This window comes from Pseudomonas sp. PDM26 (assembly GCF_019219185.1).
GTDB lineage: Bacteria > Pseudomonadota > Gammaproteobacteria > Pseudomonadales > Pseudomonadaceae > Aquipseudomonas.
Genome location: NZ_JAHUWC010000016.1, coordinates 98,519 through 124,111, shown reverse-complemented (window position 1 = coordinate 124,111; position 25,593 = coordinate 98,519). Strand labels below are relative to the sequence as shown.

Here is a 25,593-nt window from a genome sequence, read left to right as displayed (position 1 = left end):
GCCCAAGAGGCTTGTATGGATGCAACGACCCTGTACATCATCGGCAACGGATTCGACCTGCATCACGGAATGCCGACCCGGTACTCGGACTTCAAGAAATTCCTGCAGAAGATCGACCATGAAACCTATAACTGGGTGGAGACCTATGTGCCTGCCGGCGGGAACTGGGCAAACTTGGAGCAGGCTCTTGCTGAGCTGGACACCGACAACATCGTCTCCGACATGGGGTGCTTTCTAGGGTCGTATTCATCTGACGACTGGAGCGATTCGGGTCACCATGACTTCCAGTATGAGGTTGATCGCGTCGCCACCGGGCTCTCTCAAACCTTGCAGAGACGATTCGCTGACTGGGTGCGATCAGTCACGATTCCTGCTCGATCCGAGGTCAAAGGCCTGCTGACGACCCTGGACGTGAACGCAACGTTCCTGACATTCAATTACACCAGCACGCTGACTCACCTCTACGATGTGCCAGCCGAGAACATTCTGCACATCCACGGTGAAGCTTCTGACGCGGAGTCACTAATCGTCTTGGGGCATGCGTGGTCTGACGAACAGCGGCCACTGCTTTACAACAGTGTCGACCCAGAATCGGCAGACCATCGACTGCTGGAGGCGTATTCGACCTTGGACGACTACTTCAGCAGCACCTTCAAGCCCAGCGAAAAAATCATCCGGGAGAACCCGGACTTCTTCGAACACCTTGACGCGATCAACCAAGTGGTCGTGCTCGGGCATTCAATCTCACCGGTCGACAATGCCTACTTCCTCAAGCTTATCGAAGCGTTCGATGGCAGACAGGTTCACTGGACAATTGCCCTGCGTCCCGAAGACGACGGAAGGGAGATCATGGACAATCTGAAGCAGGTGGGTGTTTCTTACGACCTCACTACCCTAATGCTCTGGTCTCAGTTATAGGCCCTGAGGCCAACGCATTTTTTCTACATTGAAGCACTTCGGTCAGGTCACATGACACAAACGAAGGATCCAATCGTCAGAGTCTTGCGAATAAGATGCTCCAAGCCATTGGATATCTGACTCAAGACTGGAGTCGCGTAAGCCTAACAACGATAGCGTCCTGTCAGCCCAACCAGGACGCTATCGACCGATATGGACTGCCCCCAAAGCCGAAACCTAAGAGGCCAAATCCAGTTTGCATGTCCACTTCAATAAGCTGGCCTTCCCGTTTACCCACGACGTTTCAACCCGTTCATGCTAGGAGTCGAAGCTAAAAAGTTGCTGTAACTCAAAGTTGGCTATTGATTAGTCTTTCGCGAAAGGCCTGTACATCATCCTCGTCACATCTTCGTCGTCACTGTAATTAGTTTCACAACTGCAACGCCGTACACACACTCGTTTTTTTACATTAACCTGCTTCGGCCCTTGGTGCATTGCGAGTTTTAGAGCACCGGCTGCGTAGCTGTACAAGTCTAGCTCGGGCCTATCATCTAAGTTACTCGGTGCGTCTACAACCAAATGCTTCAGAGCGTTACGAATAGGCAATATTCCACCCATATGCCGAAATACTACCATCTCATCAAACGAATTCGCATCGAAGTCATCCCAGTCATTCGCATCGACAAACCATCTTGCTTCTTGGGTCTTGCCTCTCCATTTGGTTGGATTAAGTCGAGTGATCCAGATCTGCCCAGAATTGACATCCTGCAAGAGCTTCTCGGTATCAAGGACAAACAAAACTGGCCCATACATATTAGCTCTCGACGCCCTTTTGTGGATGTCGACAGAATCCACGAACACATCGTTCCAGATGTGATATCGCCTATCGAGAGTATCTGTATATTGAGCAGTTTGCGGTAAGTCCAATGCCTCGATCGAACCTCGTGACATCAATGCCCCATGCTTAAGGAACTGACAAGAAGTTAGTACGCTATTTGCATGGTAGAGTTCGTCCACTCCTAACTCAAGAAGCTTCCTCAGCCCTTTCTTTACAGTAGCAACCATACGATTCTCCGTGAACTCATTGCTTAGCTCGGCGAGACCGGGCCTCGGTGAATGTCCTATAAACGATGGTGAAGCTTGTCCATCCAATAGTGAGCAAAGGCTCCTTCCTGGCTATGATACTTCTTGCATCAAACGCTAGTGCTCATCCTTCAAAGATAGTAAATCCAAACGCCTCCTCAACCTTTTTTTGTATAAAGCATCCCGACGATATTGCGCAGGCAGAGAGCGTGCGAGGCCTGGATCATTCCGCACCGATAGGCCAAATCGCTTACTGAAATACTGCAATTAGCGTTCAGAGCTGTACAAACAAACAGTAACCACTGTTATTTTATACAGTACTCACGCAATTAATCTGATCTTAGATATGCAATTCATCAGAAAAAAAACAGCATGATATCAAAATAGTTGCACGACACTTTCGATCATGGCCTGATACTGCACTGAAAGGTCATGGATGGCATTCTCAGAAATCGCCAGCCGTGGCAACCCGGCTGACGAGAACACTGAGATAAGTGAATGGGCACCCCAAAAAAATTCATGGACAAAACAGCAGCTCCAGGTGCGGGCGCTGGCTTTGATTATCAATATTATTATTTCCTCTACCAGATTCTGAACCTAAAGAAAGGTCAAACTGCGGGTTTGGAGAGCAAAGACGATGTCCATTCTGATCTTGAGAATGACGTTCAGTTGCTATTCCAGCTAAAACACACTCTCCAAAAACAAGCTTCCGGCTTGCCGATCTCACTTACCGAGCTAGATAGCGACCTTTGGAAAACTTTGTACAATTGGACGATGGTAATCACTGACCCCAATGACAATCGAAAACTAGAAAAAGATCAACTTTCTTTCGTCAAACGAACTGAGTTCCACCTGGTCTCTAACAAGAGTCAAAGCAGCAGCAATAAATTCGGCAAACTCCTAACGACCTACTCAGACGATCACGACTCAGATACATTTGAACTGATCAACGATCGAGTCAGCGCGCTAGAAGCCTCCACATCTGACAGCACGATAAAAAAATACATCAATACTGTTAACTCGATCTCACCTAAAGTAAAGAAGGAATTTTTTAAGCGAATATACTTCAAGCTATCTGAAGCTGAGCTAATCCAAAAAATCAAAGACTCACTTTCATGCAAGCTAATCCCGCCACACCGAATAGATGAAACTTACGAAAGATTGAACTCAAACATCCGAGATGACAATTACCTGACTATTGTTCAGGGTGGTTCATTTACAGTGCAATTCGATGATTTCTACAAAAAATACTGGAAGATATTTCACGACAGCCGCAACAAAAGACTATCTCAACTGCGATTTGAACCCGCACTCCCAGACAACCTACTTAACCAAAAATTCATCAAGCAATTAATTGCAATTGACGATATATGCGCGGACGAAGAAGAGATAGTCACTGAGTATTCCACCTTTAAAGTGCGATGGGAGAAAATACTAGAACAATGGCAGCAGGATGGTGAGATTGTATTTGACGAGGTGACCGAACTGCATAAAGAAGTCCACCTACGATGGAGAGATCACCACAGAACAACCTTTAAAGACTGCAATGAAAATGACATTAACAAGATTGGCCGGGGAATTGTAAGTCTACTGAGAAAAGACAAGTATAAATTAGGGGAAGACGAACTCAGCTTAGAATATTCAAACGGCGAATTGTACAATCTTTCAGATATTGGGCGTATTGGCTGGCACAGAGACTGGAGGAGTATATAAACATGGACGATCACAAAATAGTCGCCTGGAGCGGTTACAACAATTCTGGAGTAGCTGCAATTGCTATTGCGGCGACCCTCGAACACTGCAAGTCCCTCTCGCTTTCTAAAGCATTATTGGTAATGCCGTTGGCAATGCACACTTCGACAATAAAATATCTTGCAAAAGGCAACATACGCTCTCGAGAAATTGCGTCACTATTGGCTATTCGCCCTGATTTTGTTCAAAACTTTAATCAACGCTATCATTCAAGCCTAGTGCACTCAGTCAATGGAATTCAGCTATTAAACAGCCTCGACATAATTAAGCTTGATGATGGACTACACCTTCAGCGAAGCCTGAACATCAACAATTCCTACGGCAAAAGGGCAGATTTGATCGCAAAGGCCGCATTGGAAATATCTCATCTCCTTAAATCTTCCGAAGTAGAACTTTACGTGAATCTGCGGGTGCAACTTTGAATTTTGGCATTGATAAAATTCGCCTCTGGTCTAAGCGTGGCGAGATACGCGATATTGACTTCAAACGCGGTCACATCAACATTTTAACAGGTGGCAGTAGCCGAGGTAAAACCTCCCTATTGCACATCATCGACTATTGTATGCTTTCAAGCGAGCACAAGCTCCCCCATGACGTTATCAATGATAATGTAGCATGGTACGGCCTACAATTTTACATCAACGATAAAACCCTCACGATCGCAAGACAAAGCCCTACCGCTCAGCAAGTCTCTAACCTGTTTTACTTTTCTCCAATTGGAAAAATACCAGAAAGCCCGAACGCAAACGCAACAAGCGAGGATATCAAGGTTATTTTACAATCCGAATTCGGATTGGATAGTAGCGTTGTACTTTATGGTGGCCGAGGACTGAAGGACGGCACTCAAATGTCCTTCCGTTACTTCATGCTTATGAATACCATTTCGGAAAACACCATAACAAATAGCGACGTATATTTTGACAACCAGCAAAAAGACCGCTATCGAGTGGCCCTCCCGCAAGTTCTTGACTTAAGCCTAGGCATCGACTCTCTGGAAAATATCTCTGCCCGCGAGCGAAGAAATGACCTTCAGAGACAAATTGATAAATTAGAGAAAAAGAAGAGCTTATCAACCGGTAAAGGTTTATTTGAAAGCGAGGCCAGAAAAATTGCGGCCACCGCAGCCGAATATGGGCTGATCGAAAAGATCCCAAAGACCGTAGATATTGCATTTCTGAAGGAAATCGTTGCCAGCTCGCCGTCTCCTGAAGCGTCCGGACAAGATGCCAAGCGCTATGCAGATGCGAAGGCCAAAATGTTCCAAATCAATCGAAAAATGCGAAAACTCCGCGAGTTTAGTGATGAGCATAAACAGTACAAAGCAACACTAAAAAACACCCTAGACAGTCTTAAGCCGATGGAGACATTGATAGGGCAATCAGACCAGCTATTACAAACAGAAATCTTTGACGAGCTGATCAACGGCCTCCATGCTGACCTCAAGGCATTGAAAAAAGCAACGGCCACTAATCTGCCTGTTGATACCCAAGTGGCAAACATGCTGAGGGAGTTAGAAAAAGAGAAAAAGGAAAATCAGGAACTCATTGACGCCCTACCGAAGAAAACCAAATCCTTCGAAACAATCATCGAGCACGCTAAATTTATCGGGCGGATTGAGGCCAAGCTAGAATCATACCATGAAGTAGTTAGCGACGACCCAGAAAGCTTTAACGGAAAAATATCTGAGTTACAGAGTGCAATACAAGATATAGGTGTTATTGATGTTGTGGAAACACGACAGAATATAAATCGACAAATTGATGACTTAGCTCAATCACTTCTTACCGAAGCTGATTTTGTGATGGATAACTATGCAACGTGGCATCCCGCATTTAGCTTCAAGCATAACGTCCTTCAGCTAAGGAAGCCCCATTCGTCTTTGGTGGAGAACGTCGGCAGTAGTTCAAACCACATGTTTATGCACCTTATACTCTTCCTTGCGCTTCATGAAGCAGCGGCAGTAAACGAATCACGTTTCGTACCTAACTTCCTTTTCATTGACCAGCCGAGCCGTCCTTACTATGGTGAAGAGAAGGTAAAAGACGAGTCTCATCTAAAAAGCTCTGACGCTGCACGAGTTAGCCAAGCATTCGTATTGCTAGACAATTTTGTTAGTCGAATGAAGAGCAAGCACCACACCGACTTTCAGATGATTATTTTAGAGCACGTTCCTACAGAGGTGTTTGCGGGACTTAAAAATGTTCATATTTTGCCAGAGTTTCGCGAGGATAATGCGCTGATTCCTGCGACTTGGAAGAGCAGAAATACTACTCAATAAGTGATGAATTTGACGGCCACGGAGGCTAACGTGGCCGTCAATAAATCATTGCCATAGATCGGAGGCATGCATTTTGCGAATTTACTAGTATCTAGTTAGTTAATTCTCGCTCCTCACAACGATATGCATACAGGATATACCTCCAAGAAGTGTGCTCCGAACAAAGTTTTTTTCTTTACATGCCCAGATCGTGCTCATCCCGGAAGCCTTTAAGGACGGGTGGCGGCTTTTCGACTGGTATTCTCTGTAGCAGGCCATCTGCAAGGTGTCAGCTATAGCAGGGAAAAAAGCGCGATATGCTCGGGTAGCCTAGCAGCCCCTTTCTTCATACGGGCGCAGCGTGAGTTCTACATTGTCGCTGATAGTCGTACTTTACTGATGTTAGGTTGGGGAATTTGAATCTCAGCTTCGGAGTGCTAAAGTTCACGACAATTTCGATTTCAAAGCGTTTCGCAGTCAAAGCATCCTCAAGCTCAATCGAAAACTCTACGGTGTTCTTTGATTCATCGTGCCTGAAAGGATTCCGCGATACGAATCTACAGTTCAGCAGGCCAAGGTATTCCTGGGGGCCAAAAAACTCCGTAAAAGTCTGATGTTTGCCGAGTTCTAGGTCTATAGCGTAAATAGGATCGTCTGGAATATTTATTTCTAGATTAGTTACCTTTCGCGATGAAATAAATTCTCCGATAACGGGTATATATGACTCAATTATTGGCCTTACTATAAGTTCATGGCAGTTCTCATGATTCATTTTTTCGAGCATGCCAAACATATTGCAGCAGTGCGCGACCTCCATGTAGCAGGACAGCATTATGAGATCCGCTGTCATGCTATTAGCAATGTCGCGCGCCAGTTCAGGGATTTCCACAACCTGCTTGAAAGAATCAAGATCAGAAAAAGAAAACGAAGATATTAGCCCGATCAGCTTTAGTTCCTTTAATGTTCTTAATTGCTTTTTCTCCTGATCCTCTTTCAACTCGAACAGGAATTTTTTTGCCGTGCTATGCATACTCAAAACGCTAGGTGGCAAAGGTGGCTCTGACAAGTCAACACCCAAAAATCGCTGAATTCTTCTGATTGACCATCCTATAAGCTTGGCCACGCCAATCAATGCAGAGAACGCGATATTGTTGACAGCAAGCATTCGCTTGGCCCAAACCTCAGAGGTATAAGTTCTCTTAGCAACGGCCAATTCGACCATCTTCCGCGCCTGATCAGCTTGGGCAGGTGAATACTTGGTGTCGAGACCCAGGACGTCTTCGAAGTAAAGTTCACTCTGCCCATTGCGAGCCAATGGCATATCTGGGGAGGCGCTATAAGTTGAAAATGCTGCCTTAGATCCAAAATAGGTATGCAAACATTGCTCTAGCTCAAATGCGTTATGATGGGGTTCAAAATATAAAACTTCTTCAATAAGCTTTTCATCGCCTGTACCTTGATACGCCAATCGCTCATGGACGGATTTGAAACTGGTAAACCCAATCTTATAAAATTTACCAAGCTGAGTATTCAGCCTGATGTAATAGAGGCTGCCGCGTTTCCCTTCAACAGCAAGCGGGTTTCTTTGCTCTAGCATATAAACTCCATAGTACCCAGATGCTACACATCAATGTGTGGAAAGAGTTGATCTGACTTAGTTACTTCGGCAATTTTGAACAGCTCATCAGTCGGCCAGTGAACATGCTCTGCCCCGGCTTCTTGGAGCAAATGCTCAAACGCTTCTTTGATCTCTGTATCCGCTCTGCGACCCCAAGCGCAAGCATGATGTGAATGCTCCCTGCGCCATAAAGATACTGCTTTCTCCAACCTCATACCGCTACGACCTCCGCACCAGAGCTTTTGGGCATCCATGCTACACAGTCGCGCATGGTAGAGATCAACTCAGTGCTTCAAATCGCGATCGAGTCAATCGAAGCCTTCCCGGATGCTGAGGAAGCGATCGATTTGCTCCAGGAGCACGGCATCGCGACGGCCATCCGTATAAACCTGGCCTACCGCTATGGATCAGCAGTGAAGACGCAGCATCCTGAACTCGACTCTTATGCGTTCAACTACGAGCTTGGGGTTACCAAGCCTGATCCTGCGATGTACCGAATTGTGCGCGTGAGGATCTTGGAGCAGCGCCTGGCCAAGTGTTCGGGGAAGGTGCATCTCAGATAGTGATGATTCGTGACTCATTACGTTGTGATCGAGATGGGCCTCGAGCTTTAGGCATCAAAGGCTTCCACTTGGATCGTTCCGACGTATGACAAATCCGGGATCTAACGCAGCTCGCCAGGCTCATCATCCAGCAGTCTGAAGTCTCAGCATGAGGTTCGTCTAACGCGCGGTGCCGCTCGGCGAAGATGAGTCTTCGACTGAAGTCCGGACTACCGTCGCTCCCCCAAACGGGTCAGCTCTCCTCCCGCCACCTAGTCGGCGTCACCTTGTAGAGCAGTCCGCCTCTCGCGAAGGCTTGACCTGCTTATACAGCTGCGCCTAAGCTGCGCAGGTACCTCACCTGCTTGCGAGTAAGCTAAAACGGTACACAGCTACCTTGTTGTACAGCCACGCCTCTGTAAGGGCGTTTCCTTATCCAGGCTGACAGCACGCTTAAATACTCGCCGCGTTCCTCCCGGAGCTATCTGTCAGCTGCCTGATATAGGAAGCGTTGCCATGTCTATTCCAAAACACCCTGATGTCATCGACGAAGCTGTCGAATTCCTGCGCGAACATTACCGCGCTCGTGGTAAAGATATCCGATCGGCTCATGCACATGCTGCGGTTGCCCACTACCTGGGGTACAACAGCAAGGTCGCTCTCAAAAGCGATCCACACTTCGATGCAACCGATGTGGATCTCCTCAGCTACCGCAATACGGGTATTGAAAAACTCGTTGAATGCATTCCGCTCATGAAACCCACGCCGTTGCAGGAGATCGATCCGAGCAGCCTAGGCAATGTCATCTATGCCGGCTTGGCGCCAGCGTGCGAGTGCTGCAATGAGAAGTCGTTAAGGATTACGCCACTCGGCTATGAAGAACGGGAGCCCGATGGCTGGATATGCCGAGACTGTGCTGCCAGGCATGATGAAGACTATGCCACCTGCAGGTTCTGTGGTGACGACTACATCTATCGCGCCTCTAAAATCAACCACAGGGGTGAATGCGCCGAGCATAACGGCGAGTCCGTCTACGACGAGGAAGAACGCGAGGACATGGACTCCCTCGCAGAATACTTCCAGAACCACTAACTGCTGAGACTGTATTGCTGGCTCCGGGCGGCCATTGGCCACTGGAGCCTCTTCATAAATGGACTGACTGTATGAAACGTGACAGTGCTCGACTTTAGCAGGCCACTCCCCCACCACACCGAGCGCATGATGTTTCGAAGGTGCGCAGCTTGGATTTAGAATGTCAGACTGACAACAACGCCCACCCGGCTGACAAGCTAAGAAAAGATTTGCGCCGCCTCGGTAGTCTGCGGCGTATCGACCATTAATCAGCTGTTGCAGGAGTTTGAGATTCGATCTGATCTTTGCGGGCCGAAACCTTTTTGAAGGTATCGGGGGAGGACAGACTGGACTTTGCGAACAGCAAAGCCAAAATATTCATCCGCCTTGGCGTAATCCTTGCTGTAGCGGTCTGAGTTCGAGTTCACCGGCCAGACAGGGAATGTCGATTTCATCGACAGTCACTTGGGACATCCATCAACACGGGCCTGGGCGGAATAACGTGGCATCTTGGTTTTATGCGGATTGATCTCCTGCTGAGCTGTGGCTGCAGTCGAAGGCTTGAATATCTCGCAATTTGTCTCTTAGCTTCACAATCGTGAAAGCTTCGAAGTCATTCAAGCTGGCTCAGCCGGGCCCGCCGGCCCGAAGCAGCGACCTTCAGAAAAATGCATCAACACACCACCTATTGCTGAGCCTGCCTCCGCGCAAAGGCGAGCGCATTGCACTATCGTAATTTGTCTCAGCTGAAGCCCGCCCCGTTCTTGAAATCGTCTCCTTTTGCCGGTACTTGTAGGGCACCAATCTCATGCAGAGAAAGTAACCATGCAAGCAGATTCAGAGTGATCGAATCCACCACGCCAGCAAACCTCATGAGAACCAAGAATGAATTACGTTGAGTTGATTCAGCTTCAGGCCAAGCAGGTCTTTGGCAACAAAGCGAAAGCCGACCATTGGCTCGGCCAGCCGATAGCTGGGGCCGGTGAAAACTCTCGGTTGCAAGCGGCTCACAGTGAAGCGGGATACGAACTCGTGAAGGCTGAACTCGAAAGGCTCAGTCACGGGTTCGCCGTTTGAAGCCCTTCCTCCAGGCCCCGGAATCACACATACCGACTCAACATTCCCCATAACCCGGTCAAACTCAATGGGCCAGTACATTGTGGATGGTGGGAAGCTGGTACCGTTGAGCAATTAGCATTACTCGAAGCTCTTGCGGATCTAGGTCACCCAGCAATGCTATTGATCTTTACAGGCCTGTCTAAGCTGAGCTTATTAAAGAGGTCAAGCGGTACGCCGCCGAGCAAAAGGAGCGCGCTCAGCCCAAGAAACAGGCCAATGAGGCCATCCGACGCTGGAAAGATGAGGCGGAGCGCTCGAAGAAGCTCTACCATCAATAGTTAGCCCGCGAGCTGATGCTCCTACACCAACTGGATGAGGCAAAACTTCTCTTGCGAAATGCTGAGAACGTACTCCTGTTCCCTTCAAAAGGTGGAAAAATGGAGACTACTGAATAGACCAACGTTGCTTCCAACCCTATCAATGCGGCCCAATGGGCCGTTTTGGGTGTATAGGTATCCGCACCATGCCTTCGAAACTATTAACCCCTCACTATATCTTCGAAAACCTCTTGGATAAGTTTATGATTCAGAAAATAGGCGTCTAACACGATCAAAAGAAACCAATCATCGTCATATTTGAAGTCAAAAGGTATCTCCGCACCATCGATCTTGAAACTTTTGACCTTTCCGACACTTCCTTTTACTGCAGAGTCTTCCAGCCGGAGAAGATACTCATCCAAAGTATAAACTATAAACTCATGATCCAAGTGAGTTATCAGCGTTTTCCCGCCCTCAATTTTGTACTCTAGATGAACGACCTGCGTAACGACCTTGTCTCCAACGCCCTCAAAATCTCTCCGATGTTCTTCGAATGTCAGACTGTTTTTCTCCCTATCATGCACCACCCACAAATTATCATCATAGGCCTCGGTCGAATAGAATTTTGAGATATCAGGCATGTCAGCAACATTGATCTTCAGTTTGGCTCCACGCTCCATCTCCTCCATCATCAAAACGAAATCAGTCACCGCTTTGATATTGAAAGCGATCTTGGTGTAATAGCCTTTCTCCCTCAAGTCCTCCAGCGCAAACAACAATCTACGGGGCACATTCAACCAGAAATGCTTTTGGAGGCGCTCATCTACAATTGTTTGGCTATCTTTGTCATTTTGTATTTGGTGGTGCGGACTGAGGCTCAATATACGGTATTTCGAGAATTGGGGGTCTGTCGCAGTCAAGTCGATGTCAATCATCGCATACTCCTGCACGACCTGTTTTGATACGACTTGCTCTAGAAACTCAATCCGTTTTAATTCTGACCTCCGCCGAGCGTATAAGATGTGGCCTATCCAGTACCAAGGGTACGTTCTTTCGACAAAGTCCGCACCACTCACCCCATTTATATTGGCATAGACATTTCCGTAGATATCCACACTTCCCGGATAGCGTACAAGTTCAGCTGCATAAAAGGACACCATCCCCTCAAACTCAGTGATAGTCAGCTTTGGTTGAAGCTGCTGAAGCGTAAGCGAATACCGAAGCTTCGTTGCTTTGTCATTGGGATCCTCGGCCAGTAACTCCTCATTCTGCCGAAATGCTTCTTTTACACCCTCGATAAACAAAGCATAAATATCTACCCTAAAAAATGGCTCGGACGAAAGCCTAATCAATTCAGGAATCAGCTCGCCCTCAACGACAACCGGAGCGCCATAAAAGGCAGAAGCAAATCGGGGGATTGAGGAGTACTTCAAATCTCTATTGTCGACCAAGTTATCCAATTTCTCGAATATCTCATTCAGCGCACTGTACATATTAATTCCTAAGTTTGAGATAGCCGATTAAACTGGTGAATGCGTCAGTCGTAGCCAAGTAGCACCTATGATATCGGAGTAGCTGAATCCGGCACCAGAATCACCCGTAGGGTAGCCACCCGCCCTGCCGTTAGCCGCCACCGCTACCAAAATCAGGGTCGCGCCAGAGGACTTCGTGGACTGGTAAGGCCCTTACTAGCTGTTTCCTAGCAACCTTGGTATGGCATACCGTATCTTGTAGAAGCACGGTGCCACCTCCTCACCAAAGCCTATGCCACCCCGTACGAAGAGGCTAGCCGTGATCACCTTCACAGATTGTTTGAAACGACGTACCGAGCCCATGTCCGCCAAGTGAAGGCGGCCAGCAAAACGGCCTCCCCCTACGAGGACTGGTGGATACTTACAGGTGGTTTTCCCAAAGACGTAGGTTATCCGATTCTCACCGGGCTATCGGGAGACTACGAGTCAAAGCCACGCTTACATGAAGTAGTGCGTGACATTCGCGACCGGATTAGTGCGTTGCTTACCAGCGAGGCCACCATTGCTCGCGCACTCGCCCGCCTTTCAGACGACCAGGCGGTGCGCTTCCTGACAATCCACAAGAGCAAGGGGCTGGAGTTCCACACCGTCATCTTTCTGGGGGTAGAAACTCAGGCATTTTGGGGCCGGCTCGCGGAAGAACGGTGTGTCTATTTCGTAGGGGTTTCGCGTGCCAAGGAACGATTGTTGATCACAACAGCGGAGTACCGACCAAAGCCTAAAGGGGCCTCGGGCCGCTGGGCGGAACACCGCACACCTCACGGGGAGTTCGTTGCCCAGGTAGCAAGGCATCTGACGGGACGACTATCCAATTGGGCTGCCGCTTACCTTTCCGGCATTGTCATGCAGTCACCCGTCCAGGATGGATAGCCTGCCTATCGATGGAAATGAGCTTTCAATATCTCTGATTGAGGACTTGCCCATGCCGATTGACCTCTTTTCCCCTCAAATCGCTGCTACCGATCAGCATATGATTTTCCAGATGATCAGTGAGAACAGCTATGGCCCCGAACGCGCGGTACTGACTCGGTGGGCTGAAGGCTTTCAAGATCGTGATGGGAAATTTGTGAGGGAGCTCCAAACGACCTTCGAATCGTCCTTCTGGGAACTATATCTGTTTGCTGCCCTGAAGGAATGGGGCCTACCGATCGACCTTCGGCACCACGCACCTGATTTTGTGGTGGAAGGCCCAGTGCCTTTCTGCCTAGAAGCCACGATTGCGAATCCGCCGGCAGGTGGGCAACCCGCCCACGGTTTTTCCATGGCTCATCCACCGCGAAACTTCACTGATTTCAACATCGAATCGACCTTGCGGATTTGCAACAGCTTCGATGCCAAGGTCAGGAAGTACAGAAGCAGCTATCTCAACCATGCCCATGTTCAAGACAAACCCTTCGTCATCGGCATCGCATCCTTCGACAGGCCACATTCTCACTTCGCCGCTGGGCGCCCGATCTTGGCAGCACTCTACGGGCTGTACCACGACGAGGCAGCTACCAGACCTGGCGATACACACGTGCCGTCGTACAACGTGACTGCAGCCCCTAAGAATGCCAACACCAACATCGACGTAGGGCTATTTTGCGACGAAGCGTATGCCGACGTATCTGCGGTGGTTTACAGCTGCCTGGCAACGTGGGGGAAGCTAAGGGCCTTGGCCGATGATCCAGTGGCACCCTCGATGTACACCACCATCCACCCCAACCCAGGCAGCCTTTTTCCAATCGTACGAAATGCGTGGAAACGAGAGTACAGCGAACACCTGATGGATGGGCTGTACGTCCTCCACAATCCATTTGCCAAAAAACCTCTGCCGCCTGGGCTGCTGGGCCATCCCCGCCTTTGCGAAGTAACGGTCGCCGACGACGGGGAGCTCATCATGAATGCGCCAGACGACTTTTTGCTGTTGAGAATGATCAAGAGCATAAAACCTGCTTAGAGGTGAAGGGCCAGGCCGTGCCCTGCCCTCTTATGCCCATTCGACTTCCGGTAAGCCCCAAGGCTTCGCGGTACCATCGTTATGTTTGAATAATGGAACGATCGGGCCGTTGCCTCGGTGACCCTTCCCCCATGCATTGCCACCGGGGGATTCTGAGCGCTCCGTTAGTATTGGATAATCAAGCGCCTAAAGTTTTGAGGATTCGCTATCTTCTGGCTAAAGATACAGTCCACAAACTCCCCATCAACGTCGCCAATCTCGTTTTCCATACCACTGATAACAAATTTATGTCTGAAGTTATCGTAAATTTCCTGATGCAGTGTTACAAAAAAGTCTTGAAAGTCCACAGGGCAAAAGCACTCGGATAGCACCCCAGACTCATGATGAGACATCCTCTTGGACGTACCATCACTGTTCCGGTATAGGCTATCAATCTTTGCCAGCAAGCTATATTCTATGCTTGCCAACTCTTCTTTCGGCAGATCATAATTGCACTTAAACGCGCAAAACAAGTAGTAATTAGGATTCGTTGAACTGTAAGATCTAGATGAAAGATCCCCCGTGGTTATACCTATCTTGGCGAAGCCGCTATTGCCTGCATCGGCACCTAGGTACAGCCATCTTTCTGTTGACGCAAAATTTCTCATTGTCTCTGTATAGACATGATCCATCTTATAGTCGCCGAACGAAACAGTCTCATCCCAAACGAATTTATCTTTCCTCAAAGCACCACTCCTGTTAATGCACGGAAAACACGACTTTAATAGACACTAAATATTATACTAGCGCAGCTAGTTAATCACTCTCAAGCATAACCTAAAATTATTACAGAAAGTACACCAGTCTCAGTTATCGAGCCCCTGCTATCTGCAGCAGATTGTGTTGCCTGGATCCCAGCACAGCTCCCAAATCTGGACACTGATGCGCTGATCCAGGAACCGAAGAAAAACCACCGGGAACTGCTGCACCAGGTGTACGCGCACCGTCTTGAACACCGCATCAGCCACAAGCTTGGTGGTGAATTTCGACACAGTCTTCTCGGCGATGGCCTGGGTGACATCGCTGAACAGGGCAGAGATGAGAAACACATTGTTGTCCGAAGCGGTCGCACCGTTTTCTTCGGCTAAATGACCTTCCAGCTCCAAAATCTCAATGACGGAGTCCCGGTAATTGGCTTTGTTGTGGATGGCATTTTTCGCGGCATTGATCGCGTTGAGCCAGTGATTGAGCTCCGGCTCAGCCAAGCGCTTCTTGAGATCATCCCGAGCCAGGCGCAACAGCGCGCTGGTGGCCGAGCAAGAGGTCTTGTCCGCCCCTCTGCCACTCGACTTGACCTCGGTAATCCAGACGTTGTTGGTTGAGGTCTCGTAGGCCAAAACGCCTCATACGGGCATCTGCGCGGATGTGCCTCATCTGCATCGGATATGAACAGAAGGTTTCGTGGCCTCAGCCGACAGCTCCCAAAGCAGCCGGTGGCCAAATTCATAAGCCGGCCAAAAGCAGTCGGTGGACTAACTGATGGCAAATCGGTAGCATATTTCCCTCCTTTGTTGCGAATGCTCCTTTATATAAAATTAGGCATCCATCACCGTGTTCTTTCGCTCAAGAGCCTAAATTCGCTCAAGCCCTCTTATTAAGTACTAGGTGTTTTTGCCATATGACCGATCACTACATAATTGATACCAATGTGTTGGTTCAATATCCAGAAGTTCTCGCAATGGCTGCGGGAAAAAAAATGGTAATTCCCCAGGCGGTAATCGAAGAGCTTAATAGTAGACGTGTGCGTGGTGTTCGTGGTGACGTATATGATGTGGTTGCACAAGCAGTAAAAAAAGGCGTTCTAATATCTACATCACCCAGTAAACTAAAAGAAGAGCTCGTAGCGCCTGAAAGAGGAAGATACTACCTTGATGGCACAGACTTGGAATTAGCGCGGACTGCCAAGTACTACGCGGAAAGCTTTGGTGGAAATTCAGTATGCGTTGTCACGGCGGATCATGCACTTTCAAAATTCCTTAGCTTGTATGGCATAAAGTCGATTACGGGCGCACAATTTTTGACAGAGCACTATACTGTCACACCTGATAAAAGTATTGAAGCAACAGCAAAATTAATTGTTTCTGAACAGCGCCGCTATTTGGTAATTAGCATTGTTGTCAGTATGCTCTCAGCCCTAATGGGCGCTGTAGCAACTAAATATTTTCAGCTTCTGATCTCAACAATTTCAATTTGGGGAACCATGGTTGCGCTGCCGACTTTTGGCGTTGGCCTATATTGGTATCGTGAGAACTTCCGCTTGTCATATGGGCTTTTTGAATTTTTAGTTGGGATGATCATGGCCAGTTTTGTGCTCTTCCCGAGCTTTGATTACTCAAGGCTTGGTGCAGCTGAAACAATTCAGATTCTCGGTGGGCTCTACGTAATGGTGCGTGGCCTTGATAATATTGGGAAGGGAGCGGAAGGAACGCGTCTTGAGCGATATTGGAAAATATTTTACCGTCGCCCCTCCGTTTAGATAAACACTCCACTAAGTAGCTTGTTAGACTGGAATAGTCAAAAAATCTATTTCTTCAGCTGAGTTGGCTTAGGGAAGGTTGAATTCAAAGCCATAGCCACGGCGAACCACTAGCGTGAAAAACGCTGGGTGCGACAGTAATATGCCTATCGTCCGCAAAAAAGGGGACAGATTTATATTTTTTGCTGCCTCGATAAATAAATCCGCCCCCTTTTTCCAGAATCAGGTCACTGACCTGAACAGCAGTCTGGCTATTTGGGTGGAATAAAGGGACTTAAGGATTGATGAACTGCGAGCAAAGCTGTTCATCCTCTCCTCTGCCAGCATCTGCCTACCCGGGGACTCCGTGATCATCATCCATCGGAGGGTTTCTTGATTTGAAGGGTGCAGCCAAAAACTTCAGCTTGTTTTTGTTCTGCTCGAAAGTATAAATCGCCGCCAAAGGAACAGCTGTCACAACCACTCCGGTTAGTATTCCGGTAATCGCCGAATTGAATTGGTTAAGAAGAGGCACACCGCTTATCGCGGTCGATACAGCACGACCGACGTAGAGACCGGCGATCGCCGAAGCAGTTCCTGCCAACAATACTGTCATGCTGTCGAGGTTGTTAGGGGCATCGCTCAGCATGACGCGAACACAGCGAACTACACTCAGGGTTCATTCCCGAATTAGCCCTAATACGAATTATGGGACTTTAATTATCAGCGCAATCAAAATCTGGGGAATAATGCTTAATGCACTAGCTACGCCCGCTTCAAGGCCCGTCTTTTTTGCTCTGGCCCAGATCTGACGCTCTTCGAAACGCTCCGCTAAACGCATCTGGATTCGATCTGCTGCGTCCTTGGAGTTCTTAATCCAACCGTCTTCGTTAATAACCTGACCTTTTGTTGCCAATAACTTGATCTCGTCCACGAATACGTCGATCGTCTCTAGAACGATCAAGCCAACGATATGTTGTGCGGCCATTGCTGCGCCTTCTCTATATACCTTGCAAGCTCATTGCGTAACGCTTTTCAAACTCTACCGGTGACAGCTGATTGTTGAAGCCGTGCCCGACTGTTTCAGACCATTTGCTACGCTGACCTCTTCCACGGAGGAATCACAATGTCGAACGCAGACCTACTCCCTTCCCTGCTATTCAAGATCAATCAGAACCAGCAAGCCCTTGAGGCTGCTGTCATGGAGCTGACACTCTGGGTCGAGCAGCGTGGATCGGGTGAGGTTGGAGGCAACGTGCGCGGTGCGCTGGAAACAATTACCAGGAATGAGGAGTTCATCAAAATGACGCTCGCGGTGTTAATGACACCGGAATGATCCCTCTCGGTGAATAGCTGGATGTTACGCCCCCGGGCATCTCTCGCAAGATTTGACTTGAGATTGGAGAGAGGAAATCTACGCTGGTATCGGAACGCCAAGCGCCGGGTACCTATATGTACAAGATCGTAAACTTCACTCCCAGCGAGCTGTTCGACAAGGCTTGGGAAACACCTGTCTTGAAGCTGGCCCAAGAAATAGGCATATCAGACGTCGCGCTGTCCAAGGCCTGTCGGAAAGCTGGCGTAGCCCTGCCCCCTCGAGGGCATTGGGCAAAACCAGTTTCAAAACGCCCAGGCAAACCTAAGCCTCCCGTCGGCGGACAGCCCATCAGCTTCAGAGTATTGGATCGAAGCACACTTCCAGTGCAAAGCGCTGCGCCTGTAAAACCGAAAGCAATCCGTTCAACCATCGAAGTACCTCACACCCTCCTTGCGCCTCACCCACTGGTGATCAAGTGGTTGAAATGCGTTAAAGCGGCCAAGACTCATGAAGGCCATCTCGTGACCACAGGCAAACATGTGCTCGACGCGAGAATCTCCTCCGAACTCATTGATCGCTGCGCAGTGATTTTCGACACCCTAATCAAAGAGAGCGAGGTACTCGGCTACATATGGAGGGTCACATCGGACGACAAAACGTTGGTCGAGGTCGACGGCGAGTCCCTGGCAATCAAACTTGCTGAGCGCTTGAGTAAGCAAATTATCCCGCCTCCACCACCAACGCCGCGACGGCGTACTGCTCGATGGGAACCTGATTTCTCGTTGCTGCGCGCGCCTCAGTTTGAGTGGTCTTCCACTGGCGAGTTAAGCCTGCAGATTGACGCACGCACCGAATACGGAAAGCGGAAGAACTGGACGGACACCAAGACCGGAAAAATCGAGGAGAAACTGGCGAGCATTCTCGACGGCTTCGAGGTGATAGCCGAATCGGTGAAAGCTCTGCGTTTGAAAAATGAAGAGGCTCGTCGTGAGCGAATAGCTGAAGAAGCGGTACGACTTGAGCGCGCCAAGCGTGAAGAGACTCATAGGCGTCTACGTCACAAACTCGTGGAGAATACAAAGCGCTGGGAGCAGGCTCAGCGATTGAGAGCATTCATCCAGGCAACCTGCAATGCCAGTGCTACTACCTCAGAGCACAGCCAGCAACAAACTGCAATATGGGCGGCTTGGGCTACATCGCAAGCGAACCTACTCGACCCTCTTCACCCAAACACTTCATCCGTCACTTCGCTCACCGTCGATATCGAAAGCTGGTTCAACGGCTATGGAATGACACGTGCAGAAAAGGACTGGTGGTCAAAATGAAAGAACGCGCCGGAATGAGCCGGATAGCGCCTGTGGATTAGGACTCACTAACGGCTCTGCCTCAAAGGCATCCAGGTAAGCTCGCAATAGGACTACCAATCGGGCTCTGGCTCTGTCCCCAAATGAATCGACATCACCAGCGCACGTCGGTAATGCAAAGGGGTGGCGTTCAACTCTAAGGACAGAAGTCGGTCGGCAGCACTAACCAAGGCGTCAATCCGCTCGCGGGGCACTGCTATATACGCAACCAACCGTGTCCCGCTTGCTGTCATAGACCCTATTCCTTTGGGTGGGTCTATGTATTGCGTCAATCGAGGATCTGCGTAGAGCTGGCACTCGACCTCTGGGTATTTGAAACCCTCGGGGTAGAGAACTTCGCCTTTCAGCGTCAGGATCATATGTTCATGATAATGACCTTCGTTAGCCCTCGAATTATTGGGCAGGGCTAGGCTGAACGACCACGTAAAATCCCACCCGGACAGCTTGATTTGATAAAGGGCCCGTTGCGTTTCAAGCCGAGGCCTGCCTCGCCGTGTTTTAGATTTGTTCTGGACTGCACGGGCCATAGCAACCTCCACCAAACAAACGGCCAGCCGGCCTAGTGGAAAGGATTAGCTGACTATTGGCTAACCAAAAAAGCATAGTCGTAGTGAACGCTGGACTACAGCCCTCAAGGTAATACACGCCTGGTGGTTCCAGCCGCGACATGGCCCTGGTGTTTGAAGAGTTGATCCGCCGCTTTGCCGAAAGCTCGAATGACACCGCCAGTGTCGACGGGCACATGTCGCACTTGAGCGGAATTAGTGTCGTATATCAAGACTGAGAACCCCGGCGAATGCCGGTTTTTTCTTTATGGAGTCTCAGTTTGGACAGAGGCACTGCTTAGCCGAAACTACGGCACGCGCCATGCTCTGAGCCCCTTTCTGACGATTTGATGGGCGAAGTGATGGAGCATGGTTGTGGTTTCATCGAAACAAATCGCATCCTTGCTTGGCTGCTTGGCTGCTTGGCTGCTTGGCTGCTGTAGGCGTGTAGGTGGGCAAAGTTGTTTGCCCTTTCGGTCAGAGTTAAACGGTTCGGCCAAAGTTAGTAGCTAGAGACAAACCCCAGTAGATCTCGTATCTCCTGGGGTTTTCTTTTGGCTGCTCAAAGAGACGCCGATTGATAGACTGAACAAATTTGGCGCCCGAGATGTGCGCTAGCAGTAATCCAAAGGAATTCTTCATGTCCGCCCTCTCTGCCCTGCTCGACACCTACCGCTCCACCTCTGTTACCGAACGCGAAAAAGGCACCTACTTCGAAGAGCTGATCTGCGCCTACCTGCGCAACGAGGCCACCTATCGCGATCTGTACGACAAGGTATGGATGTACGCCAGCTGGGCGAAGGAACAAGAGCTGGACGGTCGCGACACTGGCATTGACCTAGTGGCTCGCACCCAGGGTACCGGCGAGTACCACGCCATCCAGTGCAAGCTGTACGCCGAGGACTACCGTGTCCAGAAGAAGGACATCGACAGCTTCTTCACCGCCTCGGGCAAGGCACCGTTCTCGCACCGCATCATCGTCACCACTACCAACAACTGGAGCGAGCACGCTGAGGATGCCTTGCAGGGCCAGCAGCTTTCGGTCAACAAAATTGACCTGCAAGCCCTAGAAGACAGCCAAATCGACTGGGTCAAGTACCAGCCCAACCAAGCGGTTGCCCTCAAGGCCCGCAAGCAACTGCGCGATCACCAGCAGACCGCACTAAATGCCACGGCTGCCGGCCTCAAGGATGCCGTGCGTGGCAAGCTGATCATGGCGTGCGGCACTGGCAAAACCTTCACCAGTTTGAAGATCGCCGAACGGCTGGCCGGCAAGGGCAAGCGTGTACTCTTCCTGGTGCCCAGTCTATCGCTGCTTTCGCAGACCCTCACTGAATGGACGCAGGAAAGCGAAACCCCGCTCCACAGCTTCGCCGTCTGCTCTGACAGCGATGTGGGCAAGAAGCGCAAAGCCGATGAAGACACCGTACAGGTCTTCACCCACGAGCTGCGCTACCCGGCCACGACCCAGGCGGATCGACTCGCGTCGGAAATGCTCAAACGCCACGATGCCGAGCACATGAGTGTAGTGTTCTCCACCTATCACTCCATCGACGTGATCAGCCGTGCCCAGCACGAATACGATCTGGCAGCGTTCGACCTGGTGATCTGCGACGAGGCCCATCGCACCACCGGCGCGACCTTTGGTGAGGATGACGAAAGCACCTTCGTGCGCATCCATGACGCCGACTACATCCTCGCCGCCAAGCGCCTGTACATGACCGCCACGCCACGCATCTATGGCGACAATGCAAAGATCAAGGCCGAGTCCGGCGAAGTCACCCTCTGCTCGATGGATGACGAGGCGCTGTATGGCAAAGAGCTGTTCGTCATCAACTTCTCCGAGGCCGTCCAGCGCGGCTTGCTCACCGACTACAAGGTGCTGGTACTCACCGTCGAAGAGAGCGCCATCAGTCGCCGCCTCCAGGATTTGCTGAAAGACGAAGACAACCAGCTCAAGGTGGATGACGCCGCCAAGATCGTCGGCTGCTGGAAGGCGCTGGCCAAACAAGGCCTGGCAGAGCAGCTAGTTGGCGACAGCGAGCCCATGAAGCGTGCCGTGGCATTCTGCCAAGTCATCTCGCCCAACTACAAAGGCACCAAGCACAAGGTCAGCTCGCTCAACATCGCCAACATGTTCCAGTCAGTAGTGGAGGCTTACCAGAGGTCTGAGGAAATCAACCAGGACTCGCGCATCATCTGCGAAGCCAAACACGTTGATGGCGGTATGAATGCCAGCCAGAAGGAAGCCAAGCTCAACTGGCTTAAGGAAGAGCCCCCGGCCAACACCTGCCGCATCCTCAGCAACGTGCGCTGCCTGTCTGAAGGTGTGGACGTACCGGCGCTGGATGCCGTGCTCTTCCTCACCCCGCGCAACTCCCAAGTAGACGTGGTGCAATCCGTAGGCCGGGTGATGCGCAACGCACCGGGCAAAAAGCGCGGCTATGTCGTGCTGCCGGTAGTCATTCCGGCTGGCATGGAGCCTCACGAAGCCCTCAACGACAATCAGACCTACAAGGTCGTCTGGCAGGTGCTCCAGGCGCTGCGCTCCCACGACGACAGCTTCGACGCCATGGTCAACAAGCTTGACCTGATCGGCTCAGACCCGCGCAAGATGGAAGTCATTGCCATCACCGACAAGGCCGACAAGAAGGCCAAAAGCAGCGGCACAAAAAACAAGCAGACCGGCAAAGGCCAGTACGGTATTGGCGAGAAACGTCCGAAACATGATGCCGAAGGCCAGATGACCCAGCAGGCCGAGCTGAGCTACGAAGTTGGGGAAATCGAAAAGGCCATCTACGCCAAAATCGTTGAAAAGTGCGGCAACCGCCACCACTGGGAAGACTGGGCCAACGACATCGCCAAGATCGCCCGCACCCATATCGACCGCATCCAGGGCATTCTGGAGAACCCGGTCAACACCCAAGAAAAAACTGCCTTTAATGCCTTCGCCGCTGAGCTGCGTGACGACCTCAACGACAGCATCAGCGATGGCGAGATTGTCGAAATGCTCGCCCAGCACCTGGTTACCAAGCCGGTCTTCGATGCCCTATTTGATGAATACAGCTTCGCCAAGCACAACCCCATGGCGAAGGCCATGCAAGGCGTGCTGGACGCGCTCCACGAACACCACTTGGCGAAAGAAGCCGACACCTTGGAGAAGTTCTACGCCAGCGTCCGCCAGCGCGCTGCCGGCATCAGCAGCGCCCAGGGCAAGCAGAAGATCATCGTCGAGCTGTACGACAAGTTCTTCCGCAACGCCTTCCCCAAGATGACCGAGCGCCTGGGCATCGTTTACACCCCGGTCGAGGTGGTGGACTTCATCCTCCACAGCGTCAATCACCTGCTGCAACAGGAGTTCGGCCAGACCTTGGGCAGCAAGGGTGTTCACATCATCGACCCGTTCACTGGCACCGGCACCTTCATCACCCGCTTGATCCAGTCGGGGCTGATCAAGCCGGAAGAACTGCCGCATAAGTACAAGCACGAAATTCACGCCAACGAACTGGTTCTACTGGCCTACTACATCGCAGCCATCAATATCGAAGCGGCCTACCATGGCGAAGTGATCGACGAGTACATCCCGTTTGAAGGTATCTGTCTGACCGATACCTTCCAGATGTACGAAAAGGACGATCTGGTTGACGCGCTGCTGGAGGACAACAGTGCGCGGCGAAAGCGCCAGAAGGAACTGGATATTCGGGTGATTGTTGGCAATCCGCCGTATTCGGCGAAGCAAGAAAGCGTTAACGACAACAATGCGAACCTGGCCTACCCTTCGCTGGACTGTCGTATTCGAGATACCTATGCGGCCAAGTCTGACGCCACAAATAAAAATGCACTGTATGACAGCTATATACGAGCCATTCGCTGGGCCAGTGATCGCGTGGGTGATTCGGGGATTATTGGATTTGTAACCAACGCCGGGTTTGTTGAGTCCAACACTGCTGATGGCCTTCGCAAGTGTTTAGTGGATGAGTTCTCCAGCCTCTATGTGTTCCATCTGCGAGGCAACCAGCGCACCAGTGGTGAAACTTCACGCAAGGAAGGTGGCAAGATTTTTGGCAGCGGCAGCCGCGCCCCTATCGCGATCTCTCTGCTGGTCAAGAATCCTGCTGCGCAAGCTATCGGCCAGATCCATTTTCACGATATCGGCGACTATCTCAGTCGTGAAGAAAAACTGGAAAAGATTGCCGGTTACGCCAGCGTTGCGGAGATCAAGCACTGGCAGCAGATTATCCCGGATGAGCATGGTGATTGGTTAAAGCAGCGCGACAATAGCTTTGGTCAGTTCATAGTGCTTGGAAACAAGGAGAGTAAGGGTGCGTTGGCTTTGTTCGATAACTATTCCAACGGTGTGAAAACGCAACGCGACGCGTGGGCCTACAATGCCGGAAAAACTCAGCTAGCAGCCAACATGGCCAGCATGATTGACTTCTACAACGCTGAAGTTAGGCGTTTCAATGTCACGCATCCAGAGTTGGATACTAAGGTGCGACAGGAGCGAGTGGACGGCTTCATTGATACCGATCCGACTAGCATCAGTTGGACGCGAGCTTTGAAGCAGGACTTGGGTAAGAACCGTAGCTATACCTTTGATACTAATTGCATAGTACGCAGCCTTTACCGTCCGTTCACCAAACAATGGCTGTACTTCAATCGTCGCTTTAACGAGATGGTCTACCAGATGCCGCGCATCTTCCCGGATGCCTCGCAGAAAAATTTGGGAATCTGCGTGCCTGGCTTAGGTGGAGACAAAGGGTTTTCAGCACTTATAACTTCCAGTATCCCTGACCTAAATTTGGCTCCAGGTATGGGTGGTTATCAATGCTTCCCTTTGTATCTCTACGACGAAGTCGCGCAGGCCTCAAAAGGAGACCTCTTTTCCGAGCCTGCTGAAGGGGAATTGCGCCGCCGCTCTGCCATAACCGACGCGGGCCTGGCCCACTTCCAGACGGCCTACCCCGGTGAGCAGATCAGCAAGGAAGACCTTTTCTACTACGTCTACGGAATCCTCCATTCCCCGGACTACCGAGAACGCTATGCAGACAACCTGAGCAAGGAGCTGCCGCGCATCCCCGCAGTCAAGAAGATTGCTGATTTCTGGGCCTTCAGCAAAGCTGGCCGCGCTCTGGCCAACTTTCACCTGAACTACGAAACCGTCGAACCGTACCCTCTAACCATCGAGGCCAAGGGCAGGCTCACCGACGCTGATTACCGCGTGGAGAAGATGAAGTTCGCCAAGAAGGGTGAAAAGACCACCGTCATCTACAACCACCGTATCACCCTCAAGGGTATCCCTGAGGCTGCCTGGGACTACGTGGTCAACGGCAAGGCTGCACTGGACTGGGTGATGGAGCGCCAGAGCGTGAAAACCGAAAAAGCCAGCGGCATCGTCAACGACGCCAACGACTGGGCCATCGAAACCATGAGCAACCCCAAGTACCCGCTGGAACTGTTCCAGCGCGTGGTGACGGTGAGCCTGGAAACCATGAAAATCGTGAAGTCGCTCCCCTCACTCGACATCTGATTCGTATGTGTCACCGGCCATTAGACATGGCCGGTGACATTTCTTCAGGTTGAAAACCTCCTCCCTGTTCTGTAGAACTGTCTTTGCTGGGTGTTACCGCCCAGGTGCTCTTTAAACATGGTTATGAATCGGGCTTGCAGTTGGTGGTTGGGAAACTGACCAGCTTTGGTGTTCTCCAGGGCTACCTTCGCCTCACACCTGTCGTCATCCCGATGTGCTCAGCGCTGAGGGTTTCGTGACAAACGTCACGGGGCTATCAGCAATGCCCCATCGGT

General features: G+C 50.4%; 20 protein-coding genes. 13 read left to right on the top strand and 7 right to left on the bottom strand.

Annotated features, from left to right (window positions below; genetic code table 11):
* Positions 1–15 precede the first annotated feature (15 nt).
* On the top strand, positions 16–918 hold the full coding sequence (locus KW849_RS26715) for a bacteriophage abortive infection AbiH family protein (protein WP_218432330.1): 903 nt from the start codon (positions 16–18) through the stop codon (positions 916–918).
* 345 nt (positions 919–1,263) lie between these two features.
* On the opposite strand, the gene KW849_RS26710 is transcribed toward KW849_RS26715, so the two are convergent.
* On the bottom strand, positions 1,264–1,962 hold the full coding sequence (locus KW849_RS26710; RefSeq protein WP_218432329.1) for a hypothetical protein: 699 nt from the start codon (positions 1,960–1,962) through the stop codon (positions 1,264–1,266).
* Between the two features lie 516 nt (positions 1,963–2,478).
* Here KW849_RS26710 and KW849_RS26705 point away from each other — a divergent pair.
* Genes KW849_RS26705 through KW849_RS26695 form a run of 3 tightly spaced genes read left to right on the top strand, consistent with a single transcriptional unit; the run spans position 2,479 to position 6,010 of the window.
* A complete protein-coding gene (locus tag KW849_RS26705; RefSeq protein WP_218432328.1) occupies positions 2,479–3,693 on the top strand; it encodes an ABC-three component system protein in 1,215 nt (404 codons plus the stop codon).
* Between the two features lie 2 nt (positions 3,694–3,695).
* Positions 3,696–4,154, top strand: coding sequence for a three component ABC system middle component (locus KW849_RS26700; RefSeq protein WP_218432327.1), 459 nt, complete (start codon positions 3,696–3,698; stop codon positions 4,152–4,154).
* Positions 4,151–6,010 carry a DUF3732 domain-containing protein gene (locus tag KW849_RS26695; RefSeq protein ID WP_218432326.1) on the top strand — a complete coding sequence of 620 codons (1,860 nt, stop codon included), beginning with the start codon at positions 4,151–4,153 and terminating at the stop codon, positions 6,008–6,010. The genes KW849_RS26700 and KW849_RS26695 overlap by 4 nt, the downstream gene beginning before the upstream one ends.
* A 325-nt stretch (positions 6,011–6,335) precedes the next feature.
* Here the strand turns inward: KW849_RS26695 and KW849_RS26690 are convergent, their stop codons facing one another.
* Positions 6,336–7,586 (bottom strand): GIY-YIG nuclease family protein, encoded by a 1,251-nt coding sequence (locus KW849_RS26690; protein WP_218432324.1) that lies wholly within the window; start codon positions 7,584–7,586, stop codon positions 6,336–6,338.
* 290 nt (positions 7,587–7,876) lie between these two features.
* Between KW849_RS26690 and KW849_RS26685 the strand changes: the two genes are divergently transcribed.
* The 3 genes from KW849_RS26685 (at position 7,877) to KW849_RS26675 (ending at position 10,297) form a co-directional block, all read left to right on the top strand.
* Complete coding sequence (locus KW849_RS26685; RefSeq protein ID WP_218432322.1) at positions 7,877–8,170, top strand: hypothetical protein; 294 nt, start codon at positions 7,877–7,879, stop codon at positions 8,168–8,170.
* A gap of 495 nt (positions 8,171–8,665) precedes the next feature.
* Positions 8,666–9,241, top strand: a complete 576-nt coding sequence (locus tag KW849_RS26680; protein WP_218432320.1) for a hypothetical protein — start codon at positions 8,666–8,668, stop codon at positions 9,239–9,241.
* 864 nt (positions 9,242–10,105) lie between these two features.
* A complete protein-coding gene (locus KW849_RS26675) occupies positions 10,106–10,297 on the top strand; it encodes an antitoxin Xre/MbcA/ParS toxin-binding domain-containing protein (protein ID WP_218432318.1) in 192 nt (63 codons plus the stop codon).
* Between the two features lie 520 nt (positions 10,298–10,817).
* Here KW849_RS26675 and KW849_RS26670 read toward each other — a convergent pair.
* Positions 10,818–12,089, bottom strand: coding sequence for a hypothetical protein (locus KW849_RS26670; protein WP_218432308.1), 1,272 nt, complete (start codon positions 12,087–12,089; stop codon positions 10,818–10,820).
* A 351-nt stretch (positions 12,090–12,440) separates the two neighbouring features.
* Here KW849_RS26670 and KW849_RS26665 point away from each other — a divergent pair, with 351 nt between their 5' ends.
* Together KW849_RS26665 and KW849_RS26660 are read left to right on the top strand one after the other, a co-directional pair.
* Positions 12,441–12,998, top strand: coding sequence for a 3'-5' exonuclease (locus KW849_RS26665; RefSeq protein WP_371319188.1), 558 nt, complete (start codon positions 12,441–12,443; stop codon positions 12,996–12,998).
* 52 nt (positions 12,999–13,050) lie between these two features.
* Positions 13,051–14,067, top strand: coding sequence for a glycosaminoglycan attachment site (locus KW849_RS26660; RefSeq protein ID WP_218432306.1), 1,017 nt, complete (start codon positions 13,051–13,053; stop codon positions 14,065–14,067).
* Positions 14,068–14,231: 164 nt separating this feature from the next.
* On the opposite strand, the gene KW849_RS26655 is transcribed toward KW849_RS26660, so the two are convergent.
* Positions 14,232–14,792: a hypothetical protein gene (locus KW849_RS26655; protein WP_218432304.1), complete on the bottom strand. Its 561-nt coding sequence runs from the start codon at positions 14,790–14,792 to the stop codon at positions 14,232–14,234.
* 138 nt (positions 14,793–14,930) lie between these two features.
* Positions 14,931–15,443 (bottom strand): hypothetical protein, encoded by a 513-nt coding sequence (locus tag KW849_RS26650; RefSeq protein WP_256357384.1) that lies wholly within the window; start codon positions 15,441–15,443, stop codon positions 14,931–14,933.
* A 281-nt stretch (positions 15,444–15,724) separates the two neighbouring features.
* Between KW849_RS26650 and KW849_RS26645 the strand changes: the two genes are divergently transcribed.
* Complete coding sequence (locus tag KW849_RS26645; protein ID WP_218432302.1) at positions 15,725–16,582, top strand: PIN domain-containing protein; 858 nt, start codon at positions 15,725–15,727, stop codon at positions 16,580–16,582.
* Between the two features lie 331 nt (positions 16,583–16,913).
* Here the strand turns inward: KW849_RS26645 and KW849_RS26640 are convergent, their stop codons facing one another.
* Together KW849_RS26640 and KW849_RS26635 are read right to left on the bottom strand one after the other, a co-directional pair.
* Complete coding sequence (locus tag KW849_RS26640; protein WP_218432300.1) at positions 16,914–17,210, bottom strand: hypothetical protein; 297 nt, start codon at positions 17,208–17,210, stop codon at positions 16,914–16,916.
* A 57-nt stretch (positions 17,211–17,267) separates the two neighbouring features.
* The gene (locus KW849_RS26635; RefSeq protein ID WP_218432299.1) at positions 17,268–17,549 is read right to left on the bottom strand and encodes a hypothetical protein; all 282 of its coding nucleotides are present in this window, start codon (positions 17,547–17,549) and stop codon (positions 17,268–17,270) included.
* Positions 17,550–17,687: 138 nt separating this feature from the next.
* Here KW849_RS26635 and KW849_RS26630 point away from each other — a divergent pair, with 138 nt between their 5' ends.
* From KW849_RS26630 to KW849_RS26620, 3 genes are all read left to right on the top strand, one after another.
* Positions 17,688–17,897: a hypothetical protein gene (locus tag KW849_RS26630; protein ID WP_218432298.1), complete on the top strand. Its 210-nt coding sequence runs from the start codon at positions 17,688–17,690 to the stop codon at positions 17,895–17,897.
* A 116-nt stretch (positions 17,898–18,013) separates the two neighbouring features.
* Positions 18,014–19,204, top strand: coding sequence for a hypothetical protein (locus KW849_RS26625; RefSeq protein ID WP_218432297.1), 1,191 nt, complete (start codon positions 18,014–18,016; stop codon positions 19,202–19,204).
* 1,224 nt (positions 19,205–20,428) lie between these two features.
* On the top strand, positions 20,429–25,318 hold the full coding sequence (locus KW849_RS26620) for a type ISP restriction/modification enzyme (protein ID WP_218432291.1): 4,890 nt from the start codon (positions 20,429–20,431) through the stop codon (positions 25,316–25,318).
* The last annotated feature ends 275 nt before the right edge of the window (positions 25,319–25,593 follow it).

What these genes read in the sequence shown, in the direction of transcription:
- KW849_RS26700 (WP_218432327.1), top strand. Translation starts at nt 3,696, where the DNA reads ATGGACGATCACAAAATAGTCGCCTGGAGCGGTTACAACAATTCTGGA.
- KW849_RS26710 (WP_218432329.1), bottom strand. Translation starts at nt 1,962, where the DNA reads ATGGTTGCTACTGTAAAGAAAGGGCTGAGGAAGCTTCTTGAGTTAGGA.
- KW849_RS26675 (WP_218432318.1), top strand. Translation starts at nt 10,106, where the DNA reads ATGAATTACGTTGAGTTGATTCAGCTTCAGGCCAAGCAGGTCTTTGGC.
- KW849_RS26630 (WP_218432298.1), top strand. Translation starts at nt 17,688, where the DNA reads ATGTCGAACGCAGACCTACTCCCTTCCCTGCTATTCAAGATCAATCAG.
- KW849_RS26645 (WP_218432302.1), top strand. Translation starts at nt 15,725, where the DNA reads ATGACCGATCACTACATAATTGATACCAATGTGTTGGTTCAATATCCA.
- KW849_RS26640 (WP_218432300.1), bottom strand. Translation starts at nt 17,210, where the DNA reads ATGCTGAGCGATGCCCCTAACAACCTCGACAGCATGACAGTATTGTTG.
- KW849_RS26660 (WP_218432306.1), top strand. Translation starts at nt 13,051, where the DNA reads ATGCCGATTGACCTCTTTTCCCCTCAAATCGCTGCTACCGATCAGCAT.
- KW849_RS26625 (WP_218432297.1), top strand. Translation starts at nt 18,014, where the DNA reads ATGTACAAGATCGTAAACTTCACTCCCAGCGAGCTGTTCGACAAGGCT.
- KW849_RS26715 (WP_218432330.1), top strand. Translation starts at nt 16, where the DNA reads ATGGATGCAACGACCCTGTACATCATCGGCAACGGATTCGACCTGCAT.
- KW849_RS26620 (WP_218432291.1), top strand. Translation starts at nt 20,429, where the DNA reads ATGTCCGCCCTCTCTGCCCTGCTCGACACCTACCGCTCCACCTCTGTT.
- KW849_RS26635 (WP_218432299.1), bottom strand. Translation starts at nt 17,549, where the DNA reads ATGGCCGCACAACATATCGTTGGCTTGATCGTTCTAGAGACGATCGAC.
- KW849_RS26685 (WP_218432322.1), top strand. Translation starts at nt 7,877, where the DNA reads ATGGTAGAGATCAACTCAGTGCTTCAAATCGCGATCGAGTCAATCGAA.
- KW849_RS26705 (WP_218432328.1), top strand. Translation starts at nt 2,479, where the DNA reads ATGGGCACCCCAAAAAAATTCATGGACAAAACAGCAGCTCCAGGTGCG.
- KW849_RS26690 (WP_218432324.1), bottom strand. Translation starts at nt 7,586, where the DNA reads ATGCTAGAGCAAAGAAACCCGCTTGCTGTTGAAGGGAAACGCGGCAGC.
- KW849_RS26680 (WP_218432320.1), top strand. Translation starts at nt 8,666, where the DNA reads ATGTCTATTCCAAAACACCCTGATGTCATCGACGAAGCTGTCGAATTC.
- KW849_RS26670 (WP_218432308.1), bottom strand. Translation starts at nt 12,089, where the DNA reads ATGTACAGTGCGCTGAATGAGATATTCGAGAAATTGGATAACTTGGTC.